Annotated in this window: 12 protein-coding genes and 3 tRNA genes; 11 read left to right on the forward strand and 4 right to left on the reverse strand. The window is 64.9% G+C overall.

Going from position 1 to position 11,664, the window contains the following annotated elements; translation table 11 throughout:
- Nucleotides 1–76: 76 nt before the first annotated feature.
- Both BS38_RS0118310 and BS38_RS0118315 read left to right on the forward strand, forming a co-directional pair.
- A tRNA-Asn gene (locus tag BS38_RS0118310) sits at nt 77–149 on the forward strand.
- Between the two features lie 126 nt (nt 150–275).
- Nucleotides 276–348: transfer RNA gene (locus BS38_RS0118315), tRNA-Asn, on the forward strand.
- A 59-nt stretch (nt 349–407) separates the two neighbouring features.
- Here BS38_RS0118315 and BS38_RS0118320 read toward each other — a convergent pair.
- From BS38_RS0118320 to BS38_RS0118330, 3 genes are all read right to left on the reverse strand, one after another.
- Nucleotides 408–821: a hypothetical protein gene (locus tag BS38_RS0118320; RefSeq protein WP_028272120.1), complete on the reverse strand. Its 414-nt coding sequence runs from the start codon at nt 819–821 to the stop codon at nt 408–410.
- A gap of 89 nt (nt 822–910) precedes the next feature.
- On the reverse strand, nt 911–1,090 hold the full coding sequence (locus tag BS38_RS0118325; RefSeq protein WP_028272121.1) for a hypothetical protein: 180 nt from the start codon (nt 1,088–1,090) through the stop codon (nt 911–913).
- 50 nt (nt 1,091–1,140) lie between these two features.
- Nucleotides 1,141–2,364 (reverse strand): multidrug effflux MFS transporter, encoded by a 1,224-nt coding sequence (locus tag BS38_RS0118330; protein ID WP_028272122.1) that lies wholly within the window; start codon nt 2,362–2,364, stop codon nt 1,141–1,143.
- Between the two features lie 184 nt (nt 2,365–2,548).
- On the opposite strand from BS38_RS0118330, the gene BS38_RS0118335 reads away from it, so the two are divergent.
- The 6 genes from BS38_RS0118335 to BS38_RS0118360 all read left to right on the forward strand — a co-directional run bounded on the left by BS38_RS0118335 (nt 2,549) and on the right by BS38_RS0118360 (nt 7,868).
- A complete protein-coding gene (locus BS38_RS0118335) occupies nt 2,549–3,406 on the forward strand; it encodes a phage holin family protein (protein ID WP_028272123.1) in 858 nt (285 codons plus the stop codon).
- A gap of 51 nt (nt 3,407–3,457) precedes the next feature.
- Nucleotides 3,458–4,081, forward strand: a complete 624-nt coding sequence (locus tag BS38_RS0118340) for a CDP-alcohol phosphatidyltransferase family protein (RefSeq protein ID WP_028272124.1) — start codon at nt 3,458–3,460, stop codon at nt 4,079–4,081.
- On the forward strand, nt 4,081–4,986 hold the full coding sequence (locus BS38_RS0118345) for a DMT family transporter (RefSeq protein ID WP_028272125.1): 906 nt from the start codon (nt 4,081–4,083) through the stop codon (nt 4,984–4,986). The genes BS38_RS0118340 and BS38_RS0118345 overlap by 1 nt, the downstream gene beginning before the upstream one ends.
- A 110-nt stretch (nt 4,987–5,096) precedes the next feature.
- Nucleotides 5,097–6,293, forward strand: coding sequence for a glycosyltransferase (locus BS38_RS0118350; protein WP_028272126.1), 1,197 nt, complete (start codon nt 5,097–5,099; stop codon nt 6,291–6,293).
- 144 nt (nt 6,294–6,437) lie between these two features.
- Nucleotides 6,438–6,511, forward strand: a tRNA-Ile gene (locus tag BS38_RS0118355).
- A 166-nt stretch (nt 6,512–6,677) separates the two neighbouring features.
- On the forward strand, nt 6,678–7,868 hold the full coding sequence (locus BS38_RS0118360; RefSeq protein WP_028272127.1) for an acyl-CoA dehydrogenase family protein: 1,191 nt from the start codon (nt 6,678–6,680) through the stop codon (nt 7,866–7,868).
- A 52-nt stretch (nt 7,869–7,920) separates the two neighbouring features.
- On the opposite strand, the gene BS38_RS0118365 is transcribed toward BS38_RS0118360, so the two are convergent.
- Nucleotides 7,921–8,490 (reverse strand): M23 family metallopeptidase, encoded by a 570-nt coding sequence (locus tag BS38_RS0118365; protein WP_028272128.1) that lies wholly within the window; start codon nt 8,488–8,490, stop codon nt 7,921–7,923.
- A 446-nt stretch (nt 8,491–8,936) separates the two neighbouring features.
- Between BS38_RS0118365 and rpsB the strand changes: the two genes are divergently transcribed.
- The 3 genes from rpsB (at nt 8,937) to pyrH (ending at nt 11,657) form a co-directional block, all read left to right on the forward strand.
- On the forward strand, nt 8,937–9,806 hold the full coding sequence (rpsB, locus tag BS38_RS0118370) for a 30S ribosomal protein S2 (RefSeq protein WP_028272129.1): 870 nt from the start codon (nt 8,937–8,939) through the stop codon (nt 9,804–9,806).
- Nucleotides 9,807–9,934: 128 nt separating this feature from the next.
- Nucleotides 9,935–10,771 (forward strand): translation elongation factor Ts, encoded by an 837-nt coding sequence (tsf, locus tag BS38_RS0118375; RefSeq protein WP_028272130.1) that lies wholly within the window; start codon nt 9,935–9,937, stop codon nt 10,769–10,771.
- A 148-nt stretch (nt 10,772–10,919) separates the two neighbouring features.
- Nucleotides 10,920–11,657 (forward strand): UMP kinase, encoded by a 738-nt coding sequence (pyrH, locus tag BS38_RS0118380; protein ID WP_028272131.1) that lies wholly within the window; start codon nt 10,920–10,922, stop codon nt 11,655–11,657.
- The last annotated feature ends 7 nt before the right edge of the window (nt 11,658–11,664 follow it).

The raw sequence follows: 11,664 nt of genomic DNA on the forward strand, positions 1-11,664 counted from the left end.
GATGCCTAGCTTCGGCTCAGCCCGCTTGCCGATTTCACTTCCTGACGGGGGCTTGCTAGGCTAGTACCCGCTTCATTCCTCCTTAGCTCAATTGGCAGAGCATTCGACTGTTAATCGAAGGGTTGCTGGTTCAAGTCCAGCAGGAGGAGCGCACAGTCCCCGTTCCGGGTCACCGGGACGGGGACTTTTTTATACCCGGGAGGGGTATTGGGCTGCGCTGCCGGAGCCGATTTCACATTGGGGCAAAACCTTTGCTAATGTCATACCTGCTTCATTCCTCCTTAGCTCAATTGGCAGAGCATTCGACTGTTAATCGAAGGGTTGCTGGTTCAAGTCCAGCAGGAGGAGCGGACAGGCCCCGCGGCCGGCGAGCAGCCGGCTGCGGGGCCTTTTTTATTGCGGGTTAGTCAGACGAAGTCCATCTCCACCTGCAGGAAGCGCTCCGCCTCTGCGATGGCGGCCCGGAAGGCCTCGTCCTCGGTGGGTGACTTCCGCGGCTCGCGCGGGTGCCATTCGTGCGGCGCTGAGTGCACCCTGGTGAAGCCGCTGTTGGGCGGGGCGTAGAAGATGCCAAACCGCTGTACAGGCCATTCAGGGGATGTCTCAGGGGCCACCAGGAGCGCGGCGTTGAACGCCGGGTTGAACCACTGGGCGATGGGGCGGCGCCGGTCCTCCGTGAAGAGCCCGGCGGCATACAGCGCTGCCGACTGCGGGCTTGTCTGGGAGCATAGCCGTTCCCACCACAGGGGCAGGATGCCGGCGTCGTCGCAGCGCTGCCATGTGGCCGGAAGGGGCGGGTGATGCTTCTGCCAGTCGGGCACAGAACAACTTTATCGCGCGGGCAATTGCCGGAACAGGGCCACTCAGCCCGTGCCCTGCCTCTGGAGGAGATTGCCCGCCGGGGCGTTCGTCAGGGCCGGTTCCACGGACCGGGGTTGACCCGGAAGAGCAGCGCGGAGCCGGCGATCGCCCCCAGGATGATGCCCATTGCCGGGTTCCCCATCGCCCGGCCGGCGAAGTAACCGGCGACGCCGCCGATCACCGCGCCGAGGAACAGTCCCCTGCGGTTGCGGTGCGGTCTCTTGGCCATGGTTCCAGCCTACCGGGGTGGATCGGGGGCACTCGGTGGATGGCGAGAGCTCAGTGGATCGAGGGCACCGTGCGCGGGCGCACCACCAGCCATAGGGCAGCTGCTGCCAGCAGGATGCTCGTGGCCTGGACCCCGCCCATGACGGTCGCCGAGATGTCGCCGAACCAGCCCACCACGGGGGACACGATGCCGGCCATCATGAACGTTGCCGCTCCCAGCAGTGACGCCGCGGTTCCGGCCTGGGCGCCGTGCTTGGACAATGCCAGGACCTGGACGCAGGGGAACGTGAAGCCGGTGCCGAGGATGTAGAACCAGAGCGGCACCATCACGCCCCAGAGCCCGAAGCCGAGCTGGTCGAAAATAACGATCAGCACGGCCATTACAAACATCCACGCCGTCGAACAAGCCAGGATCCATTGCGGCGGTACGCGCCGGATCACCCGGGAGCTGGTCTGCACGCCGGCCACGATGCCCAGCGAATTGATGCCGAAGAGCAGGCCGTACTGCTGGGGTGTGAACCCGTAGACGTCCTGGAACAGGAACGGGGACGCGGACAGGTAGGCGAACAGGCCGGCGAAGTTCATGCCGCCCAGCAGCAGCAGGCCCACGAAGATCCGGTCCGAAAAGAGCAGCTTGTAGCGCTGGCCCGCCGTCAGGCCTGACGTGCCCCGGAGCTCGCGGGGGAGCGTTTCGCGCACCAGGAGGATGGCGGCAATAATCACCAGCGTGCCGTAGCCGGCCAGGAAATAGAAAATGCCCGGCCACGGCATGATCAGCAGCAGCTGGGAGCCGATCACGGGCGCCAGGATCGGAGCCAGGCCGTTGACCAGAGCCATCCGGGAGAACATCCGCACCATGGCGTACCCGGTGAAGAGGTCCCGCACCATGGCCATGGCCACCACGCCGCCGCCGGCCGCACCGATGCCCATCAGCACGCGGAAGAGTCCCAGGGTGGCAAGGTCCGTGGACAGCGCCGCGCCGAGCGAGGCGGTGATGTGCAACGCGGTGGCAAGGATCAGCGGGAGCCTCCGGCCGAACTTGTCGCTCAGCGGCCCGACTACCAGCTGTCCCAGGGCGAAGCCGATGGTGGTGCCGGTCAGCGTGAGCTGGACTTCCGCCTCCGACACCCCGAGGCTCGCCTCCAGCGCCGGAAAGGCAGGCAGGTAGAGGTCGATCGTAAAAGGGCCCAGTGCCGTCAGGGCGCCGAGCAGGAGGATGTACAGGAGTTTCCGGTTGCGGCTCAGGGAGTCGCCCGGATTAGCGGGAATGCTCACAGGGACCAATCCTAGGGCCCTTGGATCATACTTTTACAGCGTTGGAGGGCGCGCCACGGCTTATTACCCGAAGGAGGTGCCGAAGCTGAATGATAGTTTTGACAACGGGGAGTGTGTGAAGCCGCGCAGGCCCCCGGAATCCACCGGAATCCGAATCAAAGATGGAACCAGTTAGGCGGGATCGATGAGCGGACGACACAGCGGCCGGACAACAGGCGGACTGAGTATTGCGGCGCTGCCCAAAACTCTGAGGCTTGTTGCCAAGCTGGCACCACGGCAGCTCAACGACGAAATTGCGCTCGCGAAGATCGAGATCAAGCGCAAGGGCATCCAGGTCGGGGTGGCTGCAGCGTTTTTCGCCGTCGCACTGGTGTTCCTCGCCTTCCTCGTCACCGGGCTCATCGTGGCGGCCATCATGGGGCTCGCCACCATCATGCCGGCCTGGCTTGCAGCCCTCCTGGTGTGCGCCGTGTTCCTTGTCATCGCCCTCATCGGAGCCCTGATCGGAATGCGCAAATTCAAGAAGGCCATGCCGCTGGTGCCCGAGGAGACGATCCGCGGCCTCAAGCACGATCTCGGCATCGCCAAGGAAGGCTCGGAATTCAACCCGGCCGTCCTGGATCCGGCCTCCGACGAGGCCAAGGCCGCCAAGGCCGCCAAGGAAGCGAAGGCAGCCCGGGAGAAGGCGGAGAAGGAAGCCAAGGAAGCGGCAAAGCCGGACCTTGGTCCCGCCCCCACCGAAGCTGAACTGAAGAGCCGCCTCGACAAGCGCCGCCGGCACCTCACGGGCGTCCGCGACGAGCTCGGCGAGGAGCTTGACGTCAAGACCCAGGCCCAGCTCCTGCTGGGTGCCGCTGAAGTGCAGCTGAAAGCCGGCAAGGAACGCGCGGGCCACAAGGCTGAATCCCTCAGCCGCTCTGCCTCCAGCCTCCTGAACCGCGCCGGCGAGAGCGAGCTGGGAACCCGCTGGAAGCCGCTGGCTGCCCTGGTCGCATCGGCCGCCGTCCTGGCCGTCCTTCTCCGCAAGCTCCTCAAGGGCTAGGACTTACCGGCACTGCCCAGGTAGCCGTAGCGGAAGGGAAGGAGGTGGGGGATGAAGTTCATTAATGCAGGTGCGCGTCCGGGCCAGCGGCACGTAGACAGTGACGCCGTCTTCACCATCCCCAACATCCTGACGGTGGTCCGCTTCATGGGTGTGCCCCTCTTCATCTGGCTGGTCCTGGGGCCAAAGGAGTACGCACTGGCCACGATCGTGCTGGTGGTCATGGGCAGCACCGACTGGGTGGACGGGTATATCGCCCGCCGCTTCAACCAGACCTCCAGGCTGGGCCGGATCATGGATCCGATTGCCGACCGGATGGCGCTCATTGCCGTGGCCGTCACCCTGGTGATCGCCGGCGTCGTGGAATGGTGGTACCTGACCGCACTGGTGGTCCCGGACGCCATCCTGATGGCCGTCTCGCTGTACTACTTCCACAGCCACCCGGACCTCCCGGTCAGCCGGATCGGAAAGATCCGCACTGCGCTGCTCCTGGTGGGCACCCCGTTGCTGGTGCTCGCCAAACTTCCCATCCCGCTGACTGACGTCTACTTCGTGGCGGCATGGATCTTCCTCGGCCTGGGACTGCTCGGCCACTGGGTGGCCGGCTACAACTATTTCCGCGCCATCATCCGTAAGGGCCGGCTCAGGATCTCGAACGACGGCGGACGCGGCTGATGGTCTGGCTCGCCGTCTTCCTGGCGGTGCTGGGCGCATTTTGCCTGGCCATCGGTGCGCAGCGCCAGGGCAGCGCCGTCAAGGCGGACACCGGCGGCCTTGCGCTCAGCTCGCACGGCCTCCTGCGGCTGATCCGCAATCCGCGGTGGGTTTTCGGGCTGTTGCTGCTGTGCGCCGGCATGGCGATGAACGCCGTCGCCCTCGTATCGGCGCCCCTGACGGTGGTGCAGCCGATCGGGGCCATCGCCCTGGTGATCACCACAATCGTCAATGCCAAGGACCAGGGACTAAGCATCAACCGCGCCACCGTGGTGGCCATCTCGGCGTGCGTCACCGGCTCGGCCGTCTTCGTCCTGCTGGCGGTGAACGTGACCCAGGAAAACCACCACGTAAGTTTCGACGACGAACTCACCATTGTGCTTCTGCTCACCCTTGCGGTGGGCCTCTTCGGCACGCTGGCCCTGGTGTTCAAACACCGGATGAGCGCTTTCATCTACATCCTCGGGGCCGGAGTGCTGTTCGGTTTCGTGGCAGTGCTGACCCGCATCATCGGCAAACACCTGCTCGACCCGAACGGGCTGGCCCTGCTCAACGTGCAGTGGTATTCGGTGGTGGCGATCGCCGCGGCGGGCGGGCTGGGTTCATGGTTCGTCCAGTCGGCGTACTCCGGCGGGCCGCCGGATCTTGTCATCGCCGGGCTGACGGTCATCGACCCCATTGTCGGCATCGCCATCGGCATCGCCATCCTCGGTGAACTGCGGCCCGATGTCCACGCCGTGCTGGCGATTGCCATGGGGGCGGCCGCTTCCCTTGCTATCGTGGGGGTAATCGCCCTCTCGCGGCACCATCCCGAAGTGACCAAGCGCAAGAAGGACGCGCGCAAGGCCGCAGGGCGGGTGTCTTAGGGCGGGTGATACCCAGACTTCACCAGAAGTCCCGGCGCGCTACTGCGCCGAGGGACAGCCGGCCGCCACAGCCAGCGCTGACCGCACCGTGACCACCAGGAGCTCTCCACGTGACCATGCCCGACAGCCAGCAACCACTCACCATCCTGATTGCTGCGGACACCTACCCGCCCCACGTCAACGGAGCCGCTCAATTCGGATACCGCCTGGCCAAGGGCATGACGGCACGGGGACACGACGTCCATGTGCTCGCGTGCCGGCCGGACAAGGGCAAGAGCTTCACCGAGTTCCGCACGGAGGGCACCGTGCACCGGATCCGCTCGCACTCAGTTCCCACGCACGAGTATTTCCGAATCACGTTTCCCTGGGAGATCAAGAAGGAGATCAGCCTCCTGTTTGACCGCGTCAAGCCGGACGTCGTGCACATCCAGAGCCACTACATGATCGGCGAACACGTGCTCTACGAAGCCGAACGGCGCGGAGTGCGGATCGTGGCCACCAACCACTTCATGCCGGAGAACCTGAACCCCTTCCTGCCGTTTCCGCAGTGGTTCAAGGACATCGTCGGGCGCATCTCCTGGAAGGACATGGGCAAGGTCATGGGCCGGGCCGACGTCGTCACGACGCCGACGCCGCTTGCCGCCAAGGCCATGCACCAGCACGCCTTCCTGCGCAAGGTCCTGCCGCTCTCCAACGGCATCGATTCGGCCGCTTATGAACTCCGGGAGGGCGAGGTGATGGAGCGCCACCCGCACCCCACCGTGCTGTTCGCAGGCCGCCTTGCCGAGGAGAAGCACGTCAACGTCCTGATCGATGCCGTGGCGAAGACTCCTGCCGAGTTGAACGTCCACCTGGAAATCGTCGGCGGAGGCGAGGTCCGCGCTGCCCTGGAAGCCCAGGTGGCACGGCTCGGGCTGGAATCGCGGGTGAAGTTCCTGGGCCTGGCCAGCGACGACGAACTGCGCGAGGCCTACATCAAGGCAGACCTGTTCTGCATGCCGGGAACCGCCGAGCTCCAGTCCCTGGTCACCCTGGAAGCCATGTCGGCATCAACACCGGTGCTGCTGGCGGACGCCATGGCGCTGCCGCACCTGGTGCGCGACGGTGAGAACGGTTACCTCTTCACGCCCAACGACAGCGACGACCTCGCCGCGAAGATCACCCGGGTGCTGAAGCTCCCGGCCGAGGATCTTGCGGCGATGGGCAAGGCCAGCCGCTGCATGGTGGAGCCGCACAGCATCCAGGGGACCCTTCAGACGTTTGAAGACCTCTATCGCGGGGCCACCTACGACGACAAAGTGGTGTAGTCCCCGGATGGGTCATCCCGCTGCGCCGCCGGCCGCCGGAAGGCTGGTGCGCAAATCAGGCCGCTACTATTGCTAGAGTGTTTTTGCCCCGGAACTGCGGAGGCTCCCGGCGGAGCCGCGAGTCCGCCAGTCCGCGGGGCGCACGGGGCTATAGCTCAGCTGGTTAGAGCGCGGGACTCATAATCCTAAGGTCCTCGGTTCAAGTCCGAGTAGCCCTACCTCCACGGGAGCCGTGGCCGATGCGATGACATCGGCCGCGGCTCCCTTTTTGCTGTCCTGCGCTTGCCCGGCACCTCGCCCTGCGGTATGTTACTCGTGAGTAACTTAACCGCCGGTGCGACGTCCGCGCCCGTGGTCGCTGCTGATCACACGTGAAGGAACAACATGTCCAAAGCTGCAATCGACATCAACAACCTGCCGTACGCCGATGGCGACTTCTTCGCGTTTGAGCAGCTGCTCAGCGGCAAGGAGCAGGACCGGCTGGCCGAGGTCCGGGAGTTCCTGGCCCGCGAGGTCAAGCCGATCGCCGTTGACTGCTGGAACCGGGCCGAATTCCCGATGGACCTGATCCCCAAGCTTGCCGAGATCGACCTCGTCAGCCCCGTCCGGCGCCAGGGCTACTCCAACCTCTTCGCCGGGATCCTGCACGCAGAGGCCACCCGCGCTGACACTTCCATCGCCACCTTCCTGGGTGTGCACGACGGACTCTTCACCGGTTCCATCGAGGCCCTCGCTTCACAGGAACAGCAGGAAGCCTGGCTGCCCGACATCTACTCGCTGAAGAAGATCGGCGCCTTCGGCCTCACCGAACCGCTGGGCGGTTCCGATGTTGCCGGCGGCACGCGCACCACGGCGCGCCGCGAGGGCGACAGCTGGATCCTCAACGGCGCCAAGCGCTGGATAGGCAACGCCACGTTCTCCGACTGGGTGGTCATCTACGCCCGCGACCTCGCGGACAACCAGGTCAAGGGCTTCCTCGTCGACACCACCACCGAGGGCTACAGCGCCACCAAGATTGAAAACAAGATCTCGCTGCGCACCGTCCAGAACGCCGACATCACGCTCGAAAACGTCGTGGTGCCGGACTTCTTCAAGCTTGCCAACGCCAACAGCTTCCGGGACACCAACAAGGTCCTGAAGGTGACCCGTCTCGCCGTGGCCTGGCAGGCGGTGGGCCAGCAGCTCGCCGCCTTCGACGTCGCCCGCCGTTACGCCGTGGAACGAAGCCAGTTCGGCCGTCCGATCGCATCCTTCCAGCTCGTCCAGAACCAGCTCGTGCAGATTCTTGGCAACGCTGTCAGCTCCATGGGCATGATGGTCCGCCTCTCCCAGCTTGAAGACGCCGGCGAGGCGAGGGATGAGCAGTCGGCCCTGGCCAAGGCCTTCACCACGGCACGGATGCGCGAAAGCGTGGCCATCGGCCGCAGCCTCCTCGGCGGCAACGGCATCGTCACGGACTTCGAGATGGCCAAGATCTTCTCCGACGCCGAAGCGATCTACTCCTACGAGGGCACGCATGAGATCAACACGCTGGTGACGGGTCGTGCAATCACGGGGATCTCAGCAATCGTGTAGCCGGTCCGGGCGGCCGTTCGCCAGCCGCCCGCCGCTGGTCCGCCGCGGCCCTTCATCCTGAGCCCCCTCCACCAACGGGAAGCAGGATGGAGGGCCGCAGGTCTGTCACCAGGGAGAGCGGGTTGAGGTACTCCTCGCCCCGCCGCACTCCCCAGTGAATGCACGGCAGTGACGCGCAGTGTCCCTGCACCACCGTCCCGACGACGTCGCCCTTCGACACCGCGGCCCCGGCCGCCAGGCTGCTTTCGACGGGCTCGAAACTGCTGCGCAGGCCGTTGCCGTGATCGATGGTGATCACGGGCCGGTCCACCACGACGCCCACGAAGCTGACGGTTCCTGACTCCGGAGCGGTGACCGGGCCGCCGTCGGCCGCTGCCTGCAGGTCCACCCCGCGGTGCCCGCTCAACCACGGCTTGTCCGGGGGATCGAACGCGCGGAGTACGGCCGGCCTGGGTGCCAAAGGCCAGTCCCAGGTGCCGGGGGCGGTGGTGCCGGGGGCTGCGGCAGGCGTGACCCCTGCGCCAACTGTGCCCGCTGCGCCAATTGTGCCCGCTCCGCCGGCGGAGGGTGTGATGGCAGAGACGGAGAGCAGGGCGGCGGCCGTGATGGTTCGGAATTTCATGCCTCCAGCCTGTTATCCCGATGCTGCGGCAGGAAGGGCTTTTCACCGCTATGTGGACAAGGCTGCGGTCCCGGAATTGGTCAGATTCGGGGGAGCTGCTGTAGTACACTTGACGGAGCAGTTTGCTGTGCCCTCAACTATGCCCGGCTAGCGGTTCAAGCCACTTTTGGTCGCTTGGTCCTCAACGCCGTTTAGTCAGCACGTCTCATTCAGAGGTGTGGGGGAGCAGTGGCTGACTACGCGTATCCAGCCCTCCACAGACGAAGCCTGAAACTTCTGCTGCGGGGGACTGTGCCTCCTGCGGTCCGTGCCTAGGCCCGGATGGGAAGCGCAGTGGATGCCAGGAGCAATGCCCATCCCGGGCGAAGCTAATCAACCGTCAACTATTGGCAGGGTAAGAGAGCCAGGGGCTCTCTCATGAATGACCTGCCGGAAGGAGCGTCGGCATGCCCGTCGTAACTATGCGCCAGCTGCTTGACAGCGGCGTCCACTTTGGACACCAGACCCGTCGTTGGAACCCGAAGATGAAGCGATTCATCTTCACGGAGCGCAACGGCATCTACATCATTGACCTGCAGCAGTCACTGTCCTACATCGACCGTGCCTACGAGTTCGTGAAGGCCACCGTTGCACACGGCGGCACCGTTCTCTTCGTCGGCACCAAGAAGCAGGCTCAGGAATCCATCGCCGAGCAGGCCACCCGCGTCGGCCAGCCGTACGTCAACCAGCGTTGGCTCGGCGGTATGCTGACCAACTTCCAGACGGTCTCCAAGCGCATCCAGCGCATGAAGGAACTCGAAGAGATCGACTTCGACGACGTCGCCGGTTCCGCTTACACCAAGAAGGAGCTGCTGCTCCTTCGCCGTGAACTCACCAAGCTGGAAACCAACCTTGGCGGTATCCGCAACCTGACCAAGGCACCGTCCGTGCTCTGGATCGTGGACACCAAGAAGGAACACCTCGCCGTTGATGAGGCCAAGAAGCTGAACATCCCGGTTGTTGCCATCCTGGACACCAACTGCGATCCGGACGAAGTCGACTTCCCGATCCCGGGCAACGACGACGCCATCCGCTCCGTCAACCTGCTGACCCGCGTTGTTGCCGACGCCGTTGCTGAGGGCCTGATCGCCCGCAACCAGCGCGCAACCGGCACCACGGAAGCACCGGAAGAGCCGCTGGCCGAGTGGGAGCGCGAGCTCCTCGAAGGCAGCAAGGCTGAAGAGGCTGCCGCTCCGGCCGCCGCAGAAGCTGCTGCTCCGGCTGCCGAGGAAGCCCCGGCCGCTGCCGAGGCTCCCGCCGCAGACGCGGACAAGTAAGACAAATAAATCCGGACTCCCGGTGCTGCCAGCAGCGCCGGAACTGCTGACAGGATGGCCGCTCACTCGGTGAGCTGCCGTCCTGTCAGTCCGTACACCACATAAAATTTCTAGACAGAGGGGTTCACATGGCGAACTACACTGCCGCTGATATCAAGGCTCTGCGTGAGCGCACTGGCGCCGGCATGATGGATGTCAAGAAGGCTCTTGACGAAGCCAACGGTGACGCCGAAAAGGCCATCGAGATCATCCGCATCAAGGGCCTGAAGGGCGCTACCAAGCGTGAAGGCCGCTCCACCGCGGAAGGCCTGGTTGCTGCCAAGGTCGCCGGCGGCGTCGGCGTGATGATCGAAGTCAACTGCGAGACCGACTTCGTTGCCAAGGCTGACAAGTTCATCCAGCTGGCCGACAAGGTCCTGGCCGTTGCAGTCGAGTCCGGCGCTGCCGACCTCGAGACCCTGCTGGCCACCGACGTTGACGGCAAGCCGCTGTCCGAGGTTGTCGTCGAAGAAGGCGCCATCCTGGGCGAAAAGGTTGTTGTCCGCCGCATCTCCCGTATCGAGGGTGCAACGGTCGACGCTTACCTGCACAAGACCTCCAAGGACCTCCCGGCCCAGGTCGGCGTCCTGTTCGCTGTCGACGGTGAAGGCGAAGCCGCCGCCACCGCAGCGCACGACGTCGCCGTCCACATCGCCGCGATGTCCCCGAACTACCTCTCCCGCGAGGATGTTCCGGCCGAGCTCGTCGAATCCGAGCGTCGCATCGCCGAGGAAACGGCCAAGGCTGAAGGCAAGCCCGAGGCTGCAATGACCAAGATTGTGGAAGGCCGTGTTACGGGCTTCTACAAGGGCGAGGTCCTCCTCGACCAGGCATTCGCCAAGGATGCCAAGAAGTCTGTCGCGCAGGTCCTCGAAGAGGCCGGCGTCAAGGGCACCGCGTTCACGCGTTTCCGCGTCGGTTCCTAGTTAGGCACGCAAAGGGGTGGTCACTTCGGTGGCCGCCCCTTTTGCATGCAACCGCTGCCTTAAGGGCTGCACCTATGGCCGGGGGGAATGACACCTTTGGCCATCCGGCACGATAACCTAGCTCAGAGCTCATTTACGGGAAGGCACCATGGAAACCGTCAACAATTCTGTCCAGTCAGAGAAGAGCCGGCGTCGCGTCCTCCTGAAACTCTCCGGCGAGGTCTTCGGCGGCGGAAAGCTGGGCGTGGACCCGGACACCGTCCGCGGGGTCGCCAAGCAGATCGCCGCAGCAGTACCCGACGTCGAGGTTGCAATCGTTGTGGGCGGCGGTAACTTCTTCCGCGGCGCCGAACTGTCCCAGAGCGGCATGGACCGGTCCCGCGCCGACTACATGGGCATGCTGGGTACCGTGATGAACTGCCTCGCCCTGCAGGACTTCCTGGAACAGGCCGGCGTCGAGACCCGCGTGCAGAGCGCCATCACCATGGGCCAGGTGGCCGAGGCCTATATCCCGCGCCGCGCCATCCGCCACATGGAAAAGGGCCGCGTCGTGATTTTCGGCGCCGGTGCCGGGCTGCCGTACTTCTCCACCGACACCGTGGCTGCCCAGCGTGCGCTGGAAGTCCACGCCGACGTCGTCCTGATGGCAAAGAGCGGAGTGGACGGCGTCTACACCGCCGACCCCAAGAAGGATCCGGGCGCTGAAAAGCTGGACCGGCTGAGCTACGACGACGCCCTGCGCCGCGACATCCGCGTGATGGACCAGACCGCCATGACCATGTGCAAGGACAACAACCTCACCATGGTGGTGTTCGGCATGGAAGGCGAAGGCAACGTGACCCGGGCGATCCGCGGAGAGCAGCTGGGCACCGTAGTCACCCCCTAGCAACAGC

Source organism: Arthrobacter sp. UNC362MFTsu5.1, assembly GCF_000685965.1.
Lineage (GTDB): Bacteria > Actinomycetota > Actinomycetes > Actinomycetales > Micrococcaceae > Arthrobacter.

Bases quoted from the DNA above. Each gene is read 5' to 3' on its own strand.
- BS38_RS0118325 (WP_028272121.1), bottom strand. From the start codon at position 1,090: ATGGCCAAGAGACCGCACCGCAACCGCAGGGGACTGTTCCTCGGCGCG.
- BS38_RS0118335 (WP_028272123.1), top strand. From the start codon at position 2,549: ATGAGCGGACGACACAGCGGCCGGACAACAGGCGGACTGAGTATTGCG.
- BS38_RS0118340 (WP_028272124.1), top strand. From the start codon at position 3,458: ATGAAGTTCATTAATGCAGGTGCGCGTCCGGGCCAGCGGCACGTAGAC.
- BS38_RS0118345 (WP_028272125.1), top strand. From the start codon at position 4,081: ATGGTCTGGCTCGCCGTCTTCCTGGCGGTGCTGGGCGCATTTTGCCTG.
- BS38_RS0118360 (WP_028272127.1), top strand. From the start codon at position 6,678: ATGTCCAAAGCTGCAATCGACATCAACAACCTGCCGTACGCCGATGGC.
- BS38_RS0118365 (WP_028272128.1), bottom strand. From the start codon at position 8,490: ATGAAATTCCGAACCATCACGGCCGCCGCCCTGCTCTCCGTCTCTGCC.
- rpsB (WP_028272129.1), top strand. From the start codon at position 8,937: ATGCCCGTCGTAACTATGCGCCAGCTGCTTGACAGCGGCGTCCACTTT.
- tsf (WP_028272130.1), top strand. From the start codon at position 9,935: ATGGCGAACTACACTGCCGCTGATATCAAGGCTCTGCGTGAGCGCACT.
- pyrH (WP_028272131.1), top strand. From the start codon at position 10,920: ATGGAAACCGTCAACAATTCTGTCCAGTCAGAGAAGAGCCGGCGTCGC.